16 protein-coding genes are annotated in these 22,769 nt (G+C 70.2%); 15 read left to right on the forward strand and 1 reads right to left on the reverse strand.

Features of this window, described 5'->3' with window-relative positions; all coding sequences use genetic code 11:
* Nucleotides 1-528 precede the first annotated feature (528 nt).
* The 15 genes from AB0N63_RS31845 to AB0N63_RS31915 all read left to right on the forward strand — a co-directional run bounded on the left by AB0N63_RS31845 (nucleotide 529) and on the right by AB0N63_RS31915 (nucleotide 20,790).
* Nucleotides 529-1,845 (forward strand): helix-turn-helix domain-containing protein, encoded by a 1,317-nt coding sequence (locus AB0N63_RS31845; protein ID WP_365534533.1) that lies wholly within the window; start codon nucleotides 529-531, stop codon nucleotides 1,843-1,845.
* A 56-nt stretch (nucleotides 1,846-1,901) separates the two neighbouring features.
* A complete protein-coding gene (dpgA, locus tag AB0N63_RS31850) occupies nucleotides 1,902-3,011 on the forward strand; it encodes a 3,5-dihydroxyphenylacetyl-CoA synthase DpgA (protein ID WP_365534535.1) in 1,110 nt (369 codons plus the stop codon).
* A gap of 20 nt (nucleotides 3,012-3,031) precedes the next feature.
* Entirely contained in the window at nucleotides 3,032-3,766 is a 735-nt protein-coding gene (gene dpgB, locus AB0N63_RS31855) for an enoyl-CoA-hydratase DpgB (RefSeq protein WP_365534537.1), read from the forward strand.
* Nucleotides 3,763-5,121: a (3,5-dihydroxyphenyl)acetyl-CoA 1,2-dioxygenase DpgC gene (dpgC, locus tag AB0N63_RS31860; RefSeq protein WP_365534539.1), complete on the forward strand. Its 1,359-nt coding sequence runs from the start codon at nucleotides 3,763-3,765 to the stop codon at nucleotides 5,119-5,121. Before dpgB ends, dpgC begins: the two co-directional genes overlap by 4 nt.
* A 13-nt stretch (nucleotides 5,122-5,134) precedes the next feature.
* Nucleotides 5,135-6,448, forward strand: a complete 1,314-nt coding sequence (locus AB0N63_RS31865; RefSeq protein WP_365534542.1) for a PLP-dependent aminotransferase family protein — start codon at nucleotides 5,135-5,137, stop codon at nucleotides 6,446-6,448.
* A gap of 117 nt (nucleotides 6,449-6,565) precedes the next feature.
* Complete coding sequence (locus AB0N63_RS31870; RefSeq protein ID WP_365534544.1) at nucleotides 6,566-11,728, forward strand: amino acid adenylation domain-containing protein; 5,163 nt, start codon at nucleotides 6,566-6,568, stop codon at nucleotides 11,726-11,728.
* A gap of 308 nt (nucleotides 11,729-12,036) precedes the next feature.
* Entirely contained in the window at nucleotides 12,037-12,891 is an 855-nt protein-coding gene (locus tag AB0N63_RS31875) for an aspartyl/asparaginyl beta-hydroxylase domain-containing protein (protein WP_365534546.1), read from the forward strand.
* Between the two features lie 132 nt (nucleotides 12,892-13,023).
* A complete protein-coding gene (locus AB0N63_RS31880) occupies nucleotides 13,024-13,473 on the forward strand; it encodes a VOC family protein (protein ID WP_365534548.1) in 450 nt (149 codons plus the stop codon).
* Nucleotides 13,470-14,450 carry a hypothetical protein gene (locus tag AB0N63_RS31885; RefSeq protein ID WP_365534551.1) on the forward strand — a complete coding sequence of 327 codons (981 nt, stop codon included), beginning with the start codon at nucleotides 13,470-13,472 and terminating at the stop codon, nucleotides 14,448-14,450. Before AB0N63_RS31880 ends, AB0N63_RS31885 begins: the two co-directional genes overlap by 4 nt.
* A 15-nt stretch (nucleotides 14,451-14,465) precedes the next feature.
* Nucleotides 14,466-15,350, forward strand: a complete 885-nt coding sequence (locus AB0N63_RS31890; protein ID WP_365534552.1) for an LLM class flavin-dependent oxidoreductase — start codon at nucleotides 14,466-14,468, stop codon at nucleotides 15,348-15,350.
* A 73-nt stretch (nucleotides 15,351-15,423) separates the two neighbouring features.
* Complete coding sequence (locus AB0N63_RS31895; RefSeq protein ID WP_365534554.1) at nucleotides 15,424-16,749, forward strand: MFS transporter; 1,326 nt, start codon at nucleotides 15,424-15,426, stop codon at nucleotides 16,747-16,749.
* Nucleotides 16,750-16,815: 66 nt separating this feature from the next.
* A complete protein-coding gene (locus AB0N63_RS31900; protein ID WP_365534557.1) occupies nucleotides 16,816-17,238 on the forward strand; it encodes a cobalamin-dependent protein in 423 nt (140 codons plus the stop codon).
* Nucleotides 17,235-18,545, forward strand: coding sequence for a methylaspartate mutase (locus AB0N63_RS31905; protein WP_365534560.1), 1,311 nt, complete (start codon nucleotides 17,235-17,237; stop codon nucleotides 18,543-18,545). Before AB0N63_RS31900 ends, AB0N63_RS31905 begins: the two co-directional genes overlap by 4 nt.
* A complete protein-coding gene (locus AB0N63_RS31910; RefSeq protein WP_365534563.1) occupies nucleotides 18,542-19,522 on the forward strand; it encodes an asparagine synthetase A in 981 nt (326 codons plus the stop codon). Before AB0N63_RS31905 ends, AB0N63_RS31910 begins: the two co-directional genes overlap by 4 nt.
* Entirely contained in the window at nucleotides 19,519-20,790 is a 1,272-nt protein-coding gene (locus tag AB0N63_RS31915) for a glutamate synthase-related protein (protein ID WP_365534565.1), read from the forward strand. Before AB0N63_RS31910 ends, AB0N63_RS31915 begins: the two co-directional genes overlap by 4 nt.
* Before the next feature lie 105 nt (nucleotides 20,791-20,895).
* Here AB0N63_RS31915 and AB0N63_RS31920 read toward each other — a convergent pair whose 3' ends face one another.
* Nucleotides 20,896-22,740 carry an FAD/NAD(P)-binding protein gene (locus AB0N63_RS31920; protein ID WP_365534567.1) on the reverse strand — a complete coding sequence of 615 codons (1,845 nt, stop codon included), beginning with the start codon at nucleotides 22,738-22,740 and terminating at the stop codon, nucleotides 20,896-20,898.
* Between the last annotated feature and the right edge of the window lie 29 nt (nucleotides 22,741-22,769).

Below are 22,769 nucleotides of genomic sequence, written 5' to 3' on the forward strand. Positions count from 1 at the left end.
ACGACACTCGGGACCTCAGCCTGCCCCGCCACAGCCCACGGTACGAAAACGGTCCACCGACTCCGTCGGCGGACCGTCATGCAAGATCGAGGCTAGGGCCGGCAAATGGAAATGTGCGACGTGCCGCCGCAAACCGCACGTACGGTGAGTTACGGAGCCGTCAGGTGCGGTCGGAAGTTTGGGTGCCGCCGTCTTGGGGAGTGGGACGGTCGATGGTTACCCCTTTGAAACCGACGCGGTGGTGTGCTGTGATGTTGAGCCACGGCACAAGTGGTCCAAAGCGGTTGGAACCCAGCCGCGAGAGGTAAAGACCCGGAGCGCCGAGCGGACCATTGGACAAGAGGTGGATCTGCTGATGCTCGGCCCTCATTGCGCTTCGGGGAATCGCGTCGCATCCTTGATCGCCGATGCGCCTCAAAGTCCGGATGGCACGTGATACGACAGACAGGGGGACGCGGCACGTCGATTTCAGGTCGAGTGACAACGCATTTCGATTGAGCCAAGCGTGATGGATGGGGGAGCTGGCACATGAGCGCCAGGCAGGTGCCGAACACACGATTCAGTCTCATTTTGCGTAATGCGCGTAAGCGGGCCGGGATGACTCAAAGACAGCTCGCTGAACTCTCTACCATCAGTGTGCGAGCGATTCGTGACCTGGAACTTGCGTACACCGGAACTCCGCGTACCCAGACCATCCGACTGCTGGCCGACGCCCTGCGGCTGAGCAAAGCGCGACGAGTGGAGCTGGAAGCCGCGGCCGGCCTGGTGCCCGGACATGCTCTGCGCGACGAACTCCCCGCCCCGCAGGCGCCGTTGGGTCCGCTCATCGCTCGTGAGCGTGAGGCGGCCACCCTGGTCCGGCTGCTCCGATCGCCCGATCACCGGCTGGTCAAGGTGGCGGGGATGCCCGGGACGGGCAAGAGTTCACTGATCCGGAAAGTGGTCAGCGACCTGCACCGGACGGAGTTCGTGCCGGTGATCTGCCTGGACCGGACGAGCGACTCGACCGCCGGCCGCCCGGTCGCGTGGAGCGGGCTGATCCGGCGCGTCGCCGAACTGATCCGATGCGAACCGACCCTGGACGACGTCGCCGGCACCCTCGCCCGCAACGAGGTCCTGCTCACCGTGGACGGGCGCGACCTCGACGACCGGGACCGCCAGGACCTGACCGTGCTCGTCCAGTGGTGCCAAGGGCTCCGGGTGCTGTACGAGACCTGCGAGACCGCGGCGAACTCGATCGGGGAGTCGGTGCTCTCCGTGGCGCCCCTGGGCGTGCCGGACTTGAGCCGCCCGGGCACGGACAGCACGGCCGTCCATGACTATCCCGCGGTGCGCTACATGACGTCGCGCTGTGCCCAGTTCCATCCGGAAGCCATGGCGCACCCGGAGGCGTTGACCGCGATCGCCGGAATATGCTGGTATCTCGACGGGATACCGGCGGCGCTCGACTCGGCGGCCTCGTGGCTGCTCATCTACGAACCGGCGGAACTGCTGGAGATGGCCGAGACCTCACCGGTCCGGCTGACGGCCTCGCCCTCGGGAGAGAGCAACCCGCTCATCGCATGGCTGCGTCGCGCCCTCGAATCCCTCCTGACCTGCGAGTTCGACGCGCTGCGCTGGCTGGCCTCTGCCCAGCCCTGGACCCTGGCCGACGCCGCCGGTCTGCTGGGCGACTCCACAGCCGACGCGCAGAGCGTCATCCACGCGCTCTACGCGGGCGGACTCATCCGCCGTGTCAAGTCCGTACCGGGCGAGCCGACGCGCTTCGTGGTGCTCAACCTGGTGCGCGACCTGTACCGGTCGGAGTACTCCGACATGGAGTCCAGGGTTTCGCTCGGGGCCTGAACGGCGGTTGGCGGACGACGGTGCAGTGTGCGCAACACGCCGATCTACGGGAAGAGTTGAGCGTGAAACTGCTTGAGACGGCGGCACCCAGGATCACGGGTGTGGGAACTGCGGTGCCGACCACCACGTACACCCAGCAGGAACTGCTGGACGAGTTCGACATCACTGATCCGCGGGTACGGTCGGTGTTCCTGAACAGCGCGATCGAACGGCGCGGGCTGACGCTTCCTCCGCTGCTCCCGGAAGGGTCGAGAGGCACGGAGAGCCAGGGGGATCTGCTGCGCAAGCACCTCTCCCACGGGCTGTCCATGGGGCGGGAGGCGGTGGAAGCCTGCCTGAAGGCCGCGAACGCGACGCTCGCGGACGTGCGTTACCTGTGCTGCGTCACGACGACCGGTCTGCTCACCCCGGGCTTTTCGGCACTGCTCATCAAGGATCTGGGCATCGACCGGCACTGCTCACGCCTGGATGTCGTGGGCATGGGCTGCAATGCCGGCCTGAACGCACTGACGGCGGTGGCCGGCTGGGCGAATGCGCACCCCGGTGAGCTGGCGCTGATGGTGTGCGTCGAGGTCTGCTCGGCCGTATACGTCTTCGACGGAACGATGCGGTCGTCCGTGGTCAACAGTCTGTTCGGGGACGGTGCGGCGGCTGTCGCGGTGCTGTCACCCGGCGATGCCCCGCAGACCGCGAAGGAGAGCCGGCCGCTGCCCGGCGGCGCGACCGGACCGGGACTGCTGCGATTCTCCAGCTGCATCATCCCCGAGGCCGTGGACGCGATGCGCTACGACTGGGACGACAGCCACGGCAAGTACAGCTTCTATCTGGATCCCGAGGTGCCGTACGTCGTGGGCGCGCACGCCGGAATGTCGCTGGACCGGCTGCTGGAGGGAACGGGTCTGCGGCCTTCCGACATCAACCACTGGGTGGTGCACTCCGGGGGGAAGAAGGTCATCGACTCGGTGCGTCTGAACCTGGGACTGACGCGTCATGACGTACGGCACACGACCGGTGTGCTCCGCGATCACGGGAACCTCTCCAGCGGTTCCTTCCTGTTCTCCTACGAGCGCTTGATCGCCGACGGCTGCGTCAGACCCGGGGACTTCGGTGTCCTCATGACCATGGGGCCCGGATCCACTGTCGAAATGGCCCTGGTTCGCTGGTGACGAAAGGAAACCCTGGCGCAGTGCAAACCACACCCCGGCTCGCGGAGCCGTCGTACGGAAGCGGCCCGGTGGCCACGATCGACCTCACCCGACCCCTGGCGGAGCTGACCGGTGTCGTCAACTCGGTGTGCGACCGGGCCGAGAGCCACCCGGAACCGGCCCCGGTGATCCTGGAGTTCGGTGATCCACGGCATACGCCGTCACCCGACTGGCCCGGCGCGATCGACATCCAGGCGGTGAACCGCTGGGAGCGGGCGGTCCGCAGGCTGGAGCGCCTCACCGCGGTCACCGTCGTCGCCGCGCGCGGCACCTGCCGAGGCCCGGCCCTGGACCTCCTGCTCGCCACCGACGTCCGGATCGGCGCCACCGGCCTCCGACTGGAGCTGCCGGTCAACGACGGACACATCTGGCCGGGCATGTCGCTGTACCGGCTGGTGCGGCACCTGGGACTCGGACAAGCCCGCCGGCTGGTGCTGGGCGATGCCGCCCTGTCCGCTCGGCGAGCCTGTGAGCTCGGGTTGCTCGACCAGGTCGACGACGATGTGCACGGGGCCGTGCGCGCGGCGACGGCGCGACTCGGGCGGTTGTCGGGCCGTGAGATCACCGTCCGCAGGCAGCTGCTGCTCGAGGCCGCGACCGCCGAGTACGACGACGCGCTGGGCCTCCACCTCGCCGCCTGCGACCGTGAGTTGCGCCGCCTGCGCCAGAGCGGCGCGCCCACCGCGCCGGAGCCGGCGGGGAGGTCGCGGGCATGACCTTCGGTGAGACACCCGACCCGGGCCCGGTGCGGCCGGTTCCGCCGCCGCGCTTCGACGGCGCCCTCCACAGCGACACAGCGGCCCTGGCCCAGTACGTGGCCCTCGGCGAGGCGGTACTGGCCGGGCTGCCTCCCAGACCCGAACGCGACGCCGCTCAGCAGCGCTCCGCCGCGGCCGCCCACGCTGCGGCCAGGGCGGCGCGGCGCCGCTTCCTGGGGCGGCACACCGACGCCGTCTACGACGTCCTGACGGACGGCCGCTCCCGCCACCTGCGGCTTCCGGAACTGCTGGAGGCCGCGGCGGAACGCTTCTCCGGCCTGGTCCCGACCCGGGAGCTGCTGGAGTCGGACCGGGCGTTCATCCAGGCGGAGCGGGACGGCCGGGAGATCGACCAGGGAATCTTCTGCGGAGCCGTCCTGCGCTCGCCCCTCGCCGGTCCTCACCTCGTGGACGCGATGCTGCTGCCCACGGCTCGCGCGCGGGAGATGCTGGACGAATTCCGGGCAACCGGGCGGGCCGAGCTGAAGTCGGTGCTGCTGGAGCGTCGCGGACACGCCGCACATGTGACCTTCCGCAACGCGCACTGTCTCAACGCCGAGGACAATCAGCTGACAGCCGACCTTGAGACAGCCGTCGACCTGGCGCTCCTCGACGACGCCGTACGCGTCGGAGTGCTGCGGGGCGGGGCGGTCGACCACCCCCGCTACCAGGGCAGACGGGTGTTCAGCGCGGGCATCAACCTCAAGGACCTCCGCAACGGCGACATCTCCTTCGTGGACTTCCTGATGGTCCGCGAACTGGGCCACATCAACAAGATGTTCCGCGGCCTGCTGAGCGATCCGTCGGCCGGTCTGTGGGCCGACCGTGTCATCCAGAAGTCCTGGGTCGCCGCCGTGGACACCTTCGCCATCGGCGGCGGTATGCAGCTCCTCCTCGTCATGGACCGGGTCATCGCCGAGGAGAACGCCTATGTCAGCCTGCCCGCCGCGGAGGAGGGGATCGTGCCCGGACTCGGGAATCTGCGGCTCACCCGGCTGACCGGCGCGCGCTTCGCACGGCAGGTGATCCTCGGCGGTCGCCGGATCGCGATGAGCGATCCCGACGCCCGTCTGGTGTGCGACGAGGTGGTGCCCGCCGAGGACATGGACTCGGCCGTCGAGCGCGCGGTCCACGAACTGGGCGCACCGGCGGTGAGCGCGAACCGGCGGATGCTGAACCTCGCCGAGGAACCGCTGGACACCTTCCGCGAGTACCTGGCCGAGTTCGCGGTCACCCAGGTGGCCAGGGCGTACAGCGACGACGTCCTGGCCAAGGTGGAGAAGCGCTGGCAGCGCTCGCGGGCCCGGACGTAGACGGCTCGGACCGATGAGACTGCACCCCTCCTCGCTGCACGGTTCGTTGCAGGACCCGGTCCTCGGTGCGATCGGGTTCCTCAACGAGGTCATGGGCAACTTCCCGGAAGCGATCTCCTTCGCGCCCGGCGCACCGCATCCGGACACGCTGGACGACCTCGACGTCGAGAAGTACGTCAGCGCGTTCACGGATCACCTCGTCCGCGGCGGGCGCAGCCCGAAGCAGGCGCGCCGACTGCTCCTTGAGTACGGCCCGAGCCGGGGGATCATCAACGGCATCATCGCCGACGCCCTGCACCGGGACCACGGGATCGACGTCACTCCGAACGCCCTGGTGGTGACCGTCGGCGCCCAGGAGGCGATGCTGCTCGTGCTGCGCGCCCTCTTCCCGTCGCCGGCGGAGGGCGTGCTCGCGGTCGCCCACCCCTGTTTCGTCGGCATCATCGGTGCGGCCCGGCTCCTGGACGTCGAGGTGGTCGCGGTCGACGAGACGGAGGGCGGCATCGATCTCGACAGCCTGGCCCGGGCGTGCGGTGCCTCCCGTGCGGCCGGCCGGCCGGTCCGCGCCCTGTACGTCGCACCCGACTTCTCCAATCCGGGCGCGGCCCGCATGTCACTGGAGTGCCGCCGCCGGCTCCTCGACCTCGCCGGACACGAGGGCTTCCTCGTCGTCGAGGACAACGCCTACGGCTTCACCGCGGCATCCGGAGCAGGGCTGCCGCCGCTCAAGGCGCTGGACTCCGCCCGGAGCGTGGTCCACATCGGCACCTTCGCCAAGGTCGCCTTCCCAGGAGCGAGGGTCGGCTACGTGATCGCCGATCAGCCCGTCGGCTCCGCGAGCGGCACGACCGTACTCGCGGACGAGCTGGCCGCGGTGAAGAGCATGGTCACCGTGAACACCTCCCCGCTGAGCCAGGCCGTCATCGGAGGCATGCTGCTCGAACACGGCGGTTCCGTCGCTGCGCTGGGCCGCGACAAGGCCGAGATCTACCAGCGGAACCTGACCTGTCTGCTCGACGCGCTGGACCGCCGTCTCGGCGACGGATCGCACACCGGAGTCCACTGGAACCGCCCGCGTGGCGGATTCTTCGTCCGGATGACGCTGCCCGTTCCCGTGGACGCCGCGCTGCTGGAGGTCTCCGCTGCCGAGCACGGCGTGCTGTGGACCCCGATGCGCCAGTTCTATCTCGATCGCACCGGCGATCACCAGTTGCGGCTCTCGTGCAGCTACCTCGATCCCGGGCAGATCGAGGAAGGAGTGCGGCGCCTCGCCGCCTTCCTGACGAGCGTGGTCAGGCACCGCACGGACAGCGGCGGGACCGACTGACGGGGGCCGCCTCGGTTCTGCCCCTCAGGCTGCCGCCGGTGCCGGGAACCGACGCCTAGTGTGCGTCTTCCGACCCTCATGGCGCGGTGCCCGCTCCCTACGCATTGGAGGCGATTCGTGGTCCCCGTATCGTTCGGTCAGCACCGACTGTGGGTGCTCAGCCAGTACGAGCGCACCGGGTGGACGTACAACATCGTCGTACGGGCCGCCGTCTCCGGCCCGCTCGACGTCCCGGCCCTGGACGCGGCGGTCGCGGATGTGATCGGGCGCCACGAGATCCTGCGGACAAGCTTCCCCGACGTGGACGGCACCCCGGTCCAGCGGATCGGGCCGCCGCCCGCCGAGGGCGCGCTCCGTGTCGTGGACGTGCCGGACGCCGACCGGGCGGAGCTGCTGGAGACGAGCGGCCGCCACGTGTTCGACCTGACGCGCGAGGCGCCCGTGCGTGTGGAGCTGTTCCGCACCGGGCCGCAGGAGTTCGTCCTCCACATGGTCTTCCACCACATCGTGGTGGACGGCTGGTCGGTCCGGCCCTTGATGCGAGACCTGGCCCACGCCTACGCGGCCCGGCTCGACGGCGCCGCACCGGCATGGGAGCCGCTGCCGGCGCAGTTCGCGGATTACGCCGTGTGGCAGCGCGAGGTCCTCGGCTCGGCCGACGACCCGGCGTCCCTGCTCGCCGGGCAACTGGACTTCTGGCGGACGGCGCTAGGAGGAATCCCGGCGGAGATCACCCTGCCGGTCGACCGGTCCCGCCCGGAGCAGCCCGGATACCAGGGCGGATCCGTCCCTCTCGACATCCGCGCGGAACTGCACTCGGGTCTGCGCCGCATTGCCCGGGAGGCCGGCGCGAGCCTCTTCATCGTCCTCCACACCGCCCTTGCCGCCCTGCTGCACCGCCTCGGCGCCGGCGACGACATACCGATCGGTACCGGAACCGCCGGCCGCTCCGACGAAGCCCTCTCCGATCTCGTCGGCTTCTTCGTGAACACCGTCCCGCTGCGGACGGACCTCTCCGGTGACCCCACCTGGCGCCTGCTCATCGACCGGGTGCGCGCCTTCGATCTGGAAGCCTTCGACCACCAGGACGCCCCCTTCGACGCGATCGTCCAGGCCGTCGCGCCGCGCCGCAGGCCCGGACGGCATCCGCTGTTCCAGACCATGCTGGCGCTGCAGAGCCACGACAGCGCGCAGCCGAACTTCCCCGGACTGAACGTGCGCATGGAGACCGCGGAGACAGTCGAAGGCCACTCCGCGAAATTCGACCTCTATCTGGACCTGTCGGAGACCTTCGACCACGAGGGAGGCGCAGCCGGGATCCGCGGCTTCCTCAACTACACCCGAGACCTGTGGAACGCCGATTCGGCCGAACTCCTGGCCCGGCGCTTCGTCCGTGTGCTGGAAGCCCTCGCCACCACTCCCGACGCCCCCGTCTCCGGCGCAGATCTCCGTCTGCCGGGCGAAGAGGAGCTGTTCACCGCTGTCCCCGAGGTGCCGTCGGGCACCCTTGTGGTCCCCGCAGGCCGGTTGGACGAGCTGGCGGACGACGGCCGCGGCCTCACAGGCCTCCATCTGACCGGCGGCCTTCCCAGCGCGACCGTGCTCGCCGCCTTCCACCGCGACCACCCCGGGGTACGCCCCACCGTCAGCAGTCACCTGACCGTCCTCGACCCGGCGGGCAGGCCGTGCCTCCTCGGCGTACCCGGCTCCCTGCCCACCGGTCACCGTGCCCGTCGGCGACCGGGCGGCCACCTCGAACTCCTGCCCGAAGCAGATGTGTCCGTCGCGGACGTCACCACCGACACCCCGGACAACGGCGCGTCCGAACCCCGTACTCCGGCCCAGGAGATCCTCTGCGGCATCTTCGCCGACGTCCTCGGCCTCGACACCGTCGGTGTGCACGACGACTTCTTCGATCTGGGCGGGCAGTCCCTTCTCGCCGTCCGCGTCGCCGGCCGCATCCGCAAGGTGTTCGGCATCGAAGTCGATCTCTCGGCCGTCTTCCGGGCGCCGCGGGTCGCCGTGCTCGACGCCTACATCCAGCAGTCGGTCCGGGCGCTGTCCGCACCGCGGCCGGTCGTGCCGCGACCCGACCCGCTGCCCCCCTCTCCGGCCCAGCAGCGCCTGTGGATGGTCGACCGGATCCAGGGCCCCAACGCGTCCTACAACATCCTGTACGCGTACCGGTTGCACGGCGCCGTCGAAGCCGAAGCCCTGGAGCACGCGATCAACGATGTCGTGGCACGTCACGAGGCCCTGCGGACCGTCCTCGGGGACACGGACGGCGAGGTCCACCAGCAGGTGCTGGACCCGGCCGAGGCACGCATCCCGCTGCACGGCACCAACTGCGCGCCAGGCGACCTCCCCGACGTGCTGGCCGCACGCGGCGCGTACGTCTTCGACCTCGGCACCGGGCCCCTGCTCCGCGCGCACCTGGTCGGCCTCGCCGCCGACGAGCACGTGCTGCTTCTGGTCGTTCACCACACGGTCTGCGACGGCTGGTCGCTCCGGCCGCTGATGAGCGACCTGTCGGACGCCTACCGTGCCCGACTCACAGGTGCGCGGCCGCAGTGGCGCGAACTGCCGGTGCAGTACGCCGATTACGCGCTGTGGCACAGGGAGGTCCTCGGAGACGACACGGACCCGGACAGCCTCGCCGCGAGGCAGCTCGACCACTGGAAGCGGACACTGGACGGGCTGCCCGAGCAGATCGCCCTCCCGGCCGACCGGCCGCGGCCGGAGACGCCCAGCTTCTCGGGGGCATCGGTTCCGGTCCGGATCGGGGGAGACCTGTACCGGGCACTCCTCGCTCTGGGCCGACGCCTCGGTGTGACCCCGTTCATGGTGATGCACGCGGGATTGGCCGCGCTCCTGTCGCGACTCGGAGCCGGTACCGATGTGCCCATCGGGACCGTGGTGGCCGGCCGGGAGTACGAGGAACTGGACGACCTCGTGGGGTTCTTCGTCAACACCCTGGTCCTGCGCACGGACCTCACTGGCAACCCGACCTTCCGCGACCTGCTGGAACGCGTGCGTGAGACGGATCTCGCCGCCTTCGAGCACCAGAGCGTTCCGTTCGAGCGGGTGGTCGAGCAGCAGAACCCGGTGCGGTCGACCGCCCGGCAGCCGCTCTTCCAGACCATGCTCGTGATGCAGAACAACGAGCACGCAGCCCTCGACCTGCCGGGTGTCCGCGCGAAGCCGGAGAAACTGACCACCACGACGGCGAAATTCGACCTCACACTGTTCCTGGAGGAGACCGGGGACGGCATGAAGGGCCACTTCGAGTACGCCACCGACCTGTTCGACCGCGACACCGTCACACTGCTCACCGCGCGGCTGCTGCGCGTCCTCGAGACGATGGTGCGGGAGCCGGAAGCCCGGCTGAGCAGCGTGGAACTGCTGGCCACCGAGGAACGGCGGCAGCTGGAGGCCTGGAGCGGCACGGCCGCCCCGCTGCCGACCGACCCCCGGCTGCACCGCATGGTTGAGGTCCAGGCACGGACACGCCCCGACGCCGTCGCACTCCTTTCCGGTGCGGAGCGCCTCACCTACCGGGAGCTGAACGCCCGCGCCAACCGGCTGGCCCACCACCTGGTGGAACACGGTGTCGCCACGGGAGCTCTGGTCGGCGTACACCTTGAGCGCACGACGGCGATGGTCGTGGCCCTGCTGGCGGTGCTCAAGGCGGGTGCCGGCTACACGCTGCTGGATCCGGAATTCCCTGCCGAGCGGATCCAGTCCGTCGTCGACGAGACGGATATCACCCTGGTGGTCACCTCCGGGGCCCTCCGGGCCGGTCTGCGGACCATCGCGGCCCTCTGCTGCCTGGACGAGGAGAGCGTGGACATCGCCGCCCGCCCGACGGACGACCTCGACACGGAGGTGCGGCCGCAGGACGTGGCCTGCGTGATGTTCACATCGGGCTCGACCGGGCGGCCGAAGGGCATCGCCACCTCCCATGTCGCCCTGGTAGGGACGTACATCGCGCAGGACTACTGCGCCTTCGGGCCGGACGAGGTCTACCTCCAGTGCTCCCCGGTCTCCTGGGACGCCTTCGCCCTGGAGCTCTTCGGAGCGCTGCTGCACGGCGGGACCTGCGTCCTCCAGGCCGGGCAGAACCCAGAGCCCGCCGAGATCGAACACCTCGTGGGCGTGCACGGCGTGACGATGCTGCAACTGTCGGCAAGCCTGTTCAACCACCTGATCGATGAGCATCCGGCGGCCTTTCGGGGCGTGCGGTTCGCGATGACCGGTGGCGAGCCTGCGTCGGTTGCGCATGTGACGAAGGCGCTGCGCACGCATCCCGGCCTGCGGGTGGTCAACGGCTACGGTCCCGCCGAGAGCATGGGCTTCACCACCTGCCACCTCGTCGCGCCCTCCGATCTGGCGGCACCCGCCCTGCCGATCGGGGTACCGGTCACCAACAAGCGGGCCTATGTGCTCGGTCCTGCCCTGGACCTCCTTCCCACCGGAGTGATCGGTGAGCTGTATGTGGCCGGCGTCGGCATCGCACACGGTTACGTGGGCCGGCCCGGTCTGAGCGCGGAGCGCTTCGTCGCCGATCCGTACGGCGCCCCGGGCAGCCGGATGTACCGGACGGGAGACCTGGCCCGGCGGCGCCCGGACGGACTGCTCGACTACATCGGCCGTACCGACCAGCAGGTCAAGATCCGCGGCTTCCGGGTCGAGCCGGCCGAGGTCGAGGCCGTGCTGGCGCGCGACGAGTCGGTCGCCCAGGTCGCCGTGCTGGCCCGCGAGGCGCGGCCGGGGGAGTGGCGGCTGGTCGCCTATGTGGTGACCGCTCCGGAAGGTGTCTTCGACGAGCAGCGACTGAGGTCGGCCGCCGCTCACGCACTGCCGGACCATCTCGTCCCGTCCGCGCTCGTGCCGTTGGAGACACTGCCGATGACCGCGAACGGCAAGCTCGACCGCAAGGCCCTGCCCGCACCGGTTTTCACCGCGCGCGCGGACGGCAGAGCGCCGGCCACCGAGCGGGAGAAGGCGCTGTGCGACCTGTTCGCCGAGCTGCTCGAAGTCCCCGGGACCGGGCCGGACGACGACTTCTTCCAGCTGGGCGGGCACTCGCTGCACGCGGCCCGTCTGGTGGCGCGCATTCGCAGTCGGCTGGGCGTGAAGCTCTCCGTCGCCGACGTGTTCGCGTCCCCGACCCCGGCCGGTCTCGCCGAACGGATGGAGCGCGCCCCCCAGGCCGGGCCCGCACTCGGGCTCCGGCGCGTGCTGCGCGCGGATTCGGGCACCGCCCCGGTCACCGGCTGACCGCCTCCCTTACGACGCCTCAGGGCCCGGTCCGTCGATCGCCGACGGTCCGGGCTCGTCGCGTCGGCGCTGCACACCGGGTCAGCTGCACACGGATCAGAGGGCGCGGCAGCTGCCTCCGGCTTGCCTCCGATGCTGCCCGTCGATGCGAGGAAGGCCTCATAAGGTTTCCGTCACAGAGGTGAGTTGCCGACATCCGGGCAGCGCGATTCCTCGCTTTTCTCCTGGGCGATTCACCGTCGGCGCCGCACGGCTGCGGCAGGGTGATCGCATCTCTCTGGGTCCGTGAACGAGTCAAGGAGTGAGTCATGCGTACGCAGTTGATCGGAAAGCTCGACCTCGACCGGACGCGGCTGTCGGAGGACCTGGAGGCGACTTTCGGCATCAACTTCGCCGAGCCGTACGACGAGTTCGTCTGCGGCCGCCCGTGGAAGAGCGCGATGCTGATGGCGCCGGGCGGTGGTGAAGGCAGTCTGCTCTCGCAGTTCGACCCGTCCACGCCGGCCGAATTCACGGCCGACGGCGACCGCCTGCCCTACGTGCAGGAACTGATCCGCACGCACTTCGCGACCGAACACATCACGTTCGTCCGCCTGATCGCCTTGAGCAAGAGCGTGCTGGTTCCGCACTGCGACTACGTGGAACTGTCCGACGAGGTCTCCAAGGAGCGGATCGCGCACCGGGTGCACATCGTGCTCTCCACCGGCGAGGACGCAATGTTCAACGAATCGGACTCGGTCTACCGGATGAAGGAGGGAGAGGTCTGGTTCATCGACGTCACCAAGCCGCACAGCGCGGGCGTCATCGGTGAGACCCGCCGCGTCCACCTGCTGATCGATGTGGCCGACGTCGCCGACGTCAAGGACCTCTTCAAGTTCGACCACGAGCTGTCCGGTGGGATTCCGCAGTCGAATCTCTGCGTTCGTCCGGAGCTGACCGAAGGCGAGCGCGAAGGCCTTCACGCACTCTCCGGAATCATCGACGAGGAGAACATCATGGATGTCCTCGGCCTCGTCATCAAGAAGCACTACCGAAAGGACGGCGGGGCGAACTTCGTCTGGAGCACCATGCAGGAGATCGCCCGGCTGAGCAATGACGAGCGGATCGTCAAGAAGGTGGCGGACCTCTACCGCCACACGAACCTGGAGCGCATCGAGAAGTAGGGCGTGCCCGATAGCGGGGCAGTTCCTACCGGCGAAGCGGGCCGACGGGGCGGCCGGCACCCTTTCAGGAGGGTTTCGGCCGCCGGTCCGGCACACCGCTCCACGAATCGGGCGAGACGACGGGATGCATCAATGACGGTCCACCATCACATCGGCGTCCAGACCGCTGATCTGGACAACTGCCTGGCCTGGTACGCCGACTATCTCGGGGCCCGGGAGACCTGGACCCTGGAGAAGTTCTCGGAGCTGACGCTCAGCCGGCTGCCCGGGATCACCCGGCTCACCGAGGTTCTCGTCGGGGACACTCGGTTCCACCTGTTCGAGCGGTCCGGTCAGGATGACCGGCTGCCCGGCGGCAACACCGTTCAGTTTCAGCACACTTGCCTGGCGGTGGACTCGCCCGAGGAGCTCCAGCGGCTGCGCAGGCACTGGGTGGAGCTGTACGACTCCGGCCGCTACCGCTTCGCCCGCCCGGACCAGCCGAGCGAGATCGTGATCGACGCGGACGGTGTGCAGAGCTTCTACACCTACGACGTCAACGGCCTCGAGTTCGAGTTCACCTATGTGCCGGACGGTTCATGAACACCACCTTTGAAGCGATGGCCGCCAAGCTGTCCGCTCCCGAGGGCTGGACCTTCTCCGACGGGCCCTACGGCATCGAACCACTGATCCTGCCCCCGGCAGCCGCACCCGACGAGGAGGTCGAGCGGCTCCGCCTCGACACCGAGCCGGGCCCCGGAGCGACGGCGTTCTGCCCCATCCTGCTGGCGCACGGAAAGGCTCCTCAGCCGGTGGGTACCCTCGCCGCCCAGCAGACGGTACATCCCAGGGTCTACTGGTTCCGCTGGATCACCGGCCACCAGATCTCCTTCGTGCTGTGGCGCCTGATCCTCCAGGAGATGCGGACCGCGGCTCTCACCCACGGTCGCCGGCAGGCCTGGGCCATCGCCGCGATGACCGCGTACGTGCGGGGCTACTGTTCGATGCTGCTCTACACCGCCTCCTGCTCGCGCGACGTCTACGAGTCGCTGATCCGGCCCTCGATGTTCCTTGCGCACCCGGGCTTCAGCGGCACCTGGGCACCCGACTTCGCGGCCGTCCGCCAGGTCTTCCGCGGCCGCCGCCCGGAATGGTCTGGCAGCACGGACGAAGCGGTCACCCTGCGCCGTACCGTCGAGCTGTACCGGCACATCCACGCGGGGGTCGCCGCCAAGCTGGTGCCGGCCGGCGGCTCGCTGCTCCAGGAAGCGCCGTCCTACGGCACCTTGTCCCCCGAGCTGCTCGGCACCCTGTTCGACACCTACTTCCTGACCGCGCGGTCACCCGACTGTGCGGACAGAGCCGTTCCGCAGCTGCTGCGCCGTCTGGAGGCGGTGACGCTCGACCTGGCCGAGCACGGTCTGACAGCGCCCGGGGACGAGGAGGAGCGGCCCGCGGAACTGCGCGGTGAGGAGGTCTTCGACATCGAGCGCGACCTGACCGGGACCATGCTGCGGGTGGCCGAACTCGCCGCCGGGATGGACCCCAGCGACTTGGACCTGCGACCGCAGTTCGTCTGACAGGGATGTGACCCGATGCGATACGGCGTGCTGATCCTCCCCGACCGGCGCTGGGCCGCGGCCCGGCGGCGCTGGGAACGAGCCGAGGATCTCGGCTTCGACCACGCATGGACCTACGATCACCTGATGTGGCGATGGCTGCGCGAGAAGGACTGGTTCGGGGCCGTCCCCACGCTCGCCGCTGCCGCCTCGGCCACCTCGCGCATCCGGTTGGGCACGATGGTGGCCGGTCCGACCTTCCGCCACCCGGTCACGTTCGCCAAGGAACTCATGGCCCTGGACGACCTGTCGGAGGGACGGATCGTGGCTGGGCTGGGCGCGGGCGCCGGTGTCTTCGACGACGAGGCGATGGGCGGGGAGTCGCCGAGTCCCGGGGAACGCGCGGAGCGGTTCGCCGAGTTCGTGGCACTGACCGACCGCCTGTTGCGTTCGCCCACGACGTCCCACCAGGGCACCTGGTTCAGCGCGCACGAGGTGCACATGCACCCGGGCTGCGTGCAGCGGCCCCGGCTGCCGTTCGCCGTCGCGGCGACCGGACCACGCGGTATGCGGCTGGCTGCGGAGTACGGAGATCTGTGGGTGACCGCCGGGGAGGCCGGCAACTTCGACCGGCAGCCCTACGAGGACCTGCTCCCGCTGTTCCGCAAGCAGACGGAGGCACTGGACCGTGCCTGCGAGGCAGCGGGACGTGATCCGGCCACCATCGACCGGGTGCTGCTCACCGGGGGAATGGTGGACGGCACCATGGAGTCGGCCGACGCCTTCTTCGACGCCGCGGAGCTCTACGCGGGCATCGGCTTCACCGACATGGTGGTTCACTGGCCCCGGGAGGAATTCCCTTACGAGGGGCGGGAGGAGGTCGTGGAGGAGATCGCGGCCCGCCTGCCGGCCAACGTCTGAGGACGGACCGTCGGAGCGTGTGGTGCGCTCATCCGTCAAGGGCCTCCGCGGTGAACGGGCGACTGGAGGAAGCATGACCGACGAGAGCGTCGACGCCGGTGGAACGAAGCGGCGAGGAGCCCGTGGTGGACTCCTGCGGCATCGGGATTTCCGGCTGCTCTGGATCGGTGAGACGACGAGCAAGCTCGGCAGCAGCGTGTCCCGCATCGCCATCCCGCTGGTGGCGCTGGTCACCCTGGACGCCAGTACTTTCATGGTGAGTGTGCTGGCCGCGATGACCTGGCTGCCCTGGCTGCTGGTCGGCCTGCCGGCCGGGGCCTGGGTCGACCGTCTGCCCAGCCGCCGGGTGATGCTGGTGTGCAACGGAGTGTCGCTGATCAGCTTTCTGAGCGTGCCGGTCGCGGCCTGGCTGGACGTGCTGACCTTCGGGCAGATGATGCTCGTCGCTCTGGCAGCGGGCACCGCGGCCGTGTTCTTCGAAACCGCTTACCAGGTCTACCTGCCCTCGCTGGTCGGCCAGGACGATCTGGCCGAGGGCAACGCCAAGCTGCAAGGCAGCGCCGCCGCCGCGGACATCGCCGGTCCCGGTCTCGGAGGACTGATCACACAGACGGTCGGGGCGGTGTGGGGACTGTTCGCCGACGCGCTGTCCTTCCTGGTGTCCTCGGTCTGCCTGCTCTCCATCAAACAGGAGGAGAAACGGCGGACTGCCTCCACGCGGAGCAACAGCGGGCTGCGCCAGGAGATCGCCGAAGGACTGCGCTTCGTCATCCGCGACCGTTACCTGCGCGTCTTCACCCTGTACGGAGCGGCTGCCAATCTGGCGCTCAACGGGTTCACGGCCGTACTGGTGGTGTTCCTCGTACGTGAGCTGGGGGTCGGTGCCGGCGCGGCAGGTGCCGCGATGGCCGGGATCAGCGTCGGCGGTGTGCTGGGGGCAGCCGTCGCCCCGTGGGTCATCCGCCGGTTCGGCAGCGCACAAGGCCTGCTGATCGGCCAGACGGCAATGCCGTTCGCGCTGCTGATCCCGATGGGCGGCCCGGGGTTCGGGCTCCTCCTCGTGGTGGTGGGAGGGCTGATGATCTCGATGGGCGTGATGGTCGGCAACGTCATCAAGGGCAGCTTCCGTCAGTCGTACTGCCCCCGGCCAATGCTCGGCCGAGTCGTCGTCAGCATGCAGTTCCTCAACTACGGCGCGATCCCGGTCGGCGCGGTGCTCGGGGGTGTGATGAGCACGGCGTTCGGACTGCGCACCACGGTCTGGGTGACGGCGAGCGCTTTCGCGCTGACCAGTCTCATCCTGGTGTTCAGCCCTGTCCGCCGGCACCGCGACCTGCCCGCCGCTCCCGCCGATCAGTTGCCGTCGGCACTGCCGGTTCGGACCGACCCCGTCTCATAGAGTCGTCGCGTTGGCCGGGCAAGCACTCGGTGTGCCGCGAGCCACCCAGCTCTCGGGAGGGAATCGATGCAACGACTCAACGTGGTTCTCACAGCAACGGCATCCGACTCCCACACCTGGAACCTGACCTATCTGGAGCTGCTGCTGCGGGAGTGGGGGCACATGGTGACCAACCTCGGACCGTGCGTTCCCCACGAACTGCTGCTGCGACGCTGCCGGGAAATCGCGCCGGACCTGGTCGTCGTCAGCAGCGTCAACGGACTCGGTTTCAGCGAAGGCGCCGTGATCGGCCGGCTGGTCCGAGGCAGCGCTGAACTGTCCCGCACACCGTTGGTCATCGGTGGCAAGCTCGGCACCGGCGTGGAGGACCAGGCGGCCGAGTCGGAACGGCTGCGTGCGGCGGGCTTCGACCTCGTCGTCACCGACTCCGACGGGCTCGGCCCCTTCCGCGACTTCGTGGCGTCGATGTCCATGAAGGCCACGCGTTGACCCCAGCACCGAAGAACGCGTTCGGCGCCTACGTCGCACAGGCCGAGCGGGACGGGCACCTGGTGGTCCAGCCCCGCATGGGCTTCGCCGACCCGGCGGCCATGCGGTCGGGCCTCCTCGCCGTCCGCGAGGCGGCGGCGACCACCGTCGGGACCCTGACCATCGACAGCTTCACCCGGGTCGGCCTGCACACGGCGGCACGGCGAGCCCTGGACGACGGCCGGCCGCTCAACGGGTACCCGATCGCCACGCATCCCGCAGCCACGAACCGCGCCGTCCTGGGCGGCGTGCTCGGGCCTGACTTCCCGGTCCAGGTGCGGCACGGCTCGGCCCGCCCGCAGGCCATCGTCAGAGCGCTCACCCGCTCCGGGCTGGATGCCACCGAGGGCGGCCCGGTCTCCTACTGCCTGCCGTACGGCAGGACACCGCTGCGCGAGTCCGTCAGGAACTGGCGGGAGAGCTGCGAACTCCTCACCGAGGTCCGCCTGCGTGGGGCGGAGCCGCACCTGGAGACCTTCGGCGGCTGTGTGATGGGCCAGCTGTGCCCGCCGAGCCTGCTGGTGGCGATCAGCGTCCTCGAAGCGCTCTTCTTCCGTCAGCTGGGCCTGCGCAGCCTGTCCTTGAGCTACGCCCAGCAGACCGACGCCGAGCAGGACGGGCAGGCCATCCGCGCGCTGCGGGCCCTGGCCGCCGAACTGCTCCCCGATGCCGACTGGCACGTCGTCCTGTACGCCTACATGGGCGTCTACCCCCGTACCCGGCGGGGAGCGCTGCTGCTGCTGGAGGAGGCGGCGGCACTGGCGGTGCGGACCGGCGCGGCACGGCTGATCGTCAAGACCGCATACGAGGCGCACCGGCTGCCGTCGGTGGCGGAGAACGTCGAGGCGCTGGAGATCGCCTCGCTCATGGCGCGCACGTCGGCCCGCGTGCCCGACACCGGGAGGGACGACGGGGACAACGAGGTGCTGGCCGAGGCCCGGCAGTTGGTCGAGCGCGTCCTCGAACTGCACGAGGACATCGGTCAGGCCCTGGTCGGGGCCTTCGCCCGCGGCTTGCTCGATGTGCCGTACTGCCTGCATCCCGACAACAGAGGCGACAGCGGCAGCTACATCGACACCGGCGGCCGGCTGCGCTGGACGAGCGTGGGCACGATGCCCATCCCCTCGTCCGCGGTCGCGGGCCGGCGCCACGCGCTCACCTCCGACGGCCTGCTCACCTCACTCACCTACATACAGCGGAAGTTCGACGCGCTCGCCCACGCGAGCGGATGCCCGGCCCGCGAACCGAAAGGAACGGAGTTCCCATGACCGAGCTGCCGGACAGCCCGCGCGGACACCTGGAACGGCCGGCCACCAAGGCGGCACTGGTGATCCAGCACGAGATTCTCAGGGCCGTGCGCGAGTACCTGAGCGAGAGCGGTTTCACCGAGCTGCTGCCTCCGGTCATCGGCCCCGTGACCGACCCCGGAAGCCGGGGAGCCAAGCAGGTCGACATCGACTACTACGGCCACAAGTACAAGCTGATGACCAGTGCCATCCTGTACAAGCAGGCCGCGCTGCTGACTTTCGACAGGATTTTCTACATCGCGCCCAACGTCCGTCTGGAGCCGCCGGAGACGTCCGCGACCCATCGCCATCTGACGGAGTTTCACCAGATCGACGTGGAGATCGCCGGTGCCTCCCGGGAGGACGCCATGGCGGTCGCCGAGGACATCGTCCGGCACGCGGTACGCGGGGCGCTCGGACGGGCCGGCGCGGAGATGGCGGCGCTCGGACGGACCGCTGACGCCTTCGTCGACCTGTCCTCCGGCCCCTTCGACCGTGTCACGCACACGGACGCCGTCGCCGACCTGCACCGGCTCGGCGTGCCGCAGAGCCCGGACGCGGAGATCAACTGGGAGGCGGAGGAGCAGTTGTCGCGGAAGGCGAGCCGCCCGTTCTTCGTGACCGACTACCCCAAGGGCTCGCGCGGTTTCTACGACCGTGAGGACCCGGCCGACCCGGGCCGGCTGCGCAACTTCGACCTGCTGGCCCCGGAGGGCTTCGGAGAGCTGGCCAGCGGCAGCGAACGGGAATTCCGGTACGCGGACCTCATCTCCCGGATGCGGGAGACCGGTGAGAACCCGGCCAAGTACGCCTGGTACGTCGAGATGGCCCGGGACGGCATTCCCGCCAGCGCCGGATTCGGCATCGGCGCCCAGCGGCTGACCCGCTACATCGCCGGCCTGGACGCGATCTGGCAGGCCACGGCCTACCCGAAGCTTCCCGGAGTGGTGTCGCCGTGACCCTACGAGCTCCCGGCTTCCCCGAGGCGCAGGTCCGGGACCGAGCACGCCGCGGGCCGCGCGCCGCGTTCCCGGCCGTCGAGGAGTACGGAAGCACGCTGTTCGGCGGCGGCTCCCTCGCCGGTGACGAGCTGGACCGGATGCGTCTCGTACCGCCCGTCTTCACCCCGTTCCGATGGGAGAAGCTTCTGGAGCTGGGACGGGAGCCGGTCCACGACGACGTCCGCCTCGACACGGACATCGGCGGGCTGCGGTCGACGCTGCCGGTGTACGTCTCGGCGTTCGGCTCGACGAGGGCGGCGGCCACCGATCTCGGTGTCGCGGTGAGCCGCCAGGCCGGCCGTCTGGGCATCCCCATGGTGATCGGCGAGAACATCGTGCCGGTCAACGGCTACGGCCGCGCCGGGCACGAAGGTGACAGTCTGCTGCGCCGCGTCCACGCCTACGTCGAGGCGGCACGCCACGACGAGGGAGGGATCGTCGTGCAGCAGAGTACCGAGGATGCCGACTCCGAGGTGTGGAACCTCGTCTACAGCGACCCCGCGGTCCAGCCGCTGGTCGAAACCGGTCGCCTCGCCTTCGAGCTCAAAGCGGGTCAGGGCGCCAAGCCGGGACTCGGCGGCATGACCGTGCTCGGGCGTGCGCGGGCCGCGCGGCTCGCCGGACAGTACACGCTGATCCGTCTCCCGGGCGGTGACGAGGTGCTTCGGTGCGGTACCCCGGGCACCTTCACTCGGGAGATCCTGCGGCAGCAGGTACGGATGATGCGGAACAACTATCCGCGTGCCCGTACCTGGGTCAAGCTGCCGCCGGCCCGGGACGTGGCACCGGCCGCCGAGACGGCCTGGCAGGCGGGGGCGCACGCGGTGACCGTGGACGGCCAGGCCGGCGGCACCGGCTGGGCGCCGACGGCCTTCCTCGACCACGTCGGCCTGCCACTGGCCGAATGCCTGCGCCGGATCGTGGGGCACCCCCGCAGCCTGCTGGTCAGCAGCGGGATGTGGGAGGGCGTGCGCGTGGTCAAGAGCCTGGCGCTGGGCGCCCGTGCGGTCGGTCTCGGCCGAGCGGCGCTGCTGGCCGCGGACGAGGATCCCGAGGCGGGCCTGAAGAACTTGGTCGGGTGTCTGTCCCTCGAACTACGGTTACTGATCAGTGCGCTCGGCAAATACCACCCGGACCAGCTCGGTGTGGAGGACGTGTGGATGCCCGGCGATGCCGGGACGTCACTCGAAGGGCGTGGTGCCGGCCAGGGGGCGACGGCCCGCTGAGGACGTAGTGACCCGGATCCGCCGGTCGGCGGGTCCCCGCCGCCCCGACCCGCCGGCCGTGGCGAGAGCGGGGCAGCACACCGCTGCAGTGACCGGAGGGACCGCTCAGCCGTCGAGGGCGTGCGCCGCGATGGCGTCGGCGTCCCGGATGAAGTCGCCCCAGGGCCCGGGCCGGGCGAACCCGACCTGGGTGAACCAGCGGGTGTTCTCCGTCGGAATGCCGAGGACGTACAGTCCGGCGTCCGGGACCCCCTCACGGCTCAGGGGGTGGAACGGCGCAGTGGTGACCGCTACTCCGCCGGTGGCGAACGTGTCGTCGCCGGCGCGATGGACGAACTCGGTCCACAGACCGCGTGCCCGCAGGTTCCGGGTCAGCTCGGCCGGATCTCGCCCGAGGTCCGTGCCGGGAACCCTGGCGTCGACGACGGTGTCCACCAGGACACGCGATCCCGCGACGCGCGGCGAGAACATGGCGAACCGGCCGCTGCCGGGATCGGCCGCGGCGCTCGCCTCCGGGCCCACCACACGCACCAGTCCGCGCGCCATCAGGGCCAGCAGCTGCCGTATGCGGAGGGGAGGCGGCCCGGCCAGCAGCACGTTGGAGGACGGGATGAAGCGGCCCAGGAAATCGTCCCGGTGCGCGGCAGGGTGCAGAGCGCCGAAGTCGACGCACGCGCGAAGCACCCAGCGGGTGTCCCGGACCACGTCGAGCGCCGCCATCAGCGGCGAGTCCACGTTGCCCCGCTCGGCCTCCCGGACGCCGGTGCGGAGCACCTCGACCAGGTGGTCGTCGAACGCCTTCGGACCGTCGAAATCGAGTCCGGCGAAGGGCCGGGCCAGCGCCTCCAGGTCGACCGGGGGCAGCTCGGGCGCACCGTGCCGGGCCGCGGTCGAGCGGACGTCCGGGACGCTGCCGGCCGCGGACCGGATCACCTCGTCGGTGAAGACGGACGCCGCCCGCTCCCCTCGGGCCTGCCGCAGCGCGGTGCCGTGGTAGACGAGTTCGACCTCGGCCGTCAGCCAGGGCAGGACGTCGGTCCTGAAGTCCAGCAGCGGTCCGGAGGCGTGGTCCCGGACGCGCTGCGGGGTGAACAGGACCGGCCGGTGGCTGAAGCCGGGCGGCCTGCGGTTGTCGCCCTTGGCCATCAGAGGGAGGCCGCCGCGGGAGCCGGCCACCAGCACGGGCTCGGCACCGCTCGGGTGGTACCGCAGGTCGCCGCCGGCGCCCTTGGTGAAATGTCCACCGCGGCCGACGGTGCAGGCGGCCATGATGTCGAAGAAGGACAGACCGAGCCCCAGCACGCCGACGGCGGCGCCCGCCGGGAGGGCGTCGAGCGGCATGTCGGCGGGGGAGTCGCCCTTGATGTGGCGGAGTCCGGGACGGCGGGCTGCGGCCCGCGCGAGGTCCGTCCGCGCGCCCTGTGCCGGAGGCCTCGGATGGCCGGTGGTCAGGACCACCCGATCCGACTCCCACCGTGCCCCGTCCGCCAGTACGAGCTGGTACCCGCCCCCGGCCGGCCTCAGGTCCCGGACGGACGAGTGGACGCGGTGCAGCCGGACTTGCGGCGGCAGGCCCCGCGCCACGGCGTCCAGTGCGAAGCGCAGGTAGCGGCCGTAGATCGCGCGGGGCGCATAACCCTCCGGGCCCGGGTAGCCGGGCGGTCCGGCGGACCACCACTCGGCGAACGCGGGACCGGCTCCGGCCCTTGCGGGCCCGTCGTCGGGTGGCCCCGAGAAGGCGGTGATCATGCCGGCCGGGGTGTTCATCAGGAGCCACGCCGGTTGGTCGGTGCGGTAGATGCGGCCGCAGCCCACCTCCACCTCGTCGATCAGGCACAGCTCCACCGGCCGCCCGGCGGGCTGTCCGGCGAGCCGCGCGGCGAGCCTCTCGATCACCATGAGTCCGCGCGGGCCGCTGCCGACGACGGTGACGCGCCAGGGCCGTGTCACGAGGAGGCCCTTTCGCCGTCGGGCGAGCG

It is taken from the genome of Streptomyces sp. NPDC093260 (assembly GCF_040683715.1).
Taxonomy (GTDB): Bacteria; Actinomycetota; Actinomycetes; order Streptomycetales; family Streptomycetaceae; genus Streptomyces; species Streptomyces sennicomposti.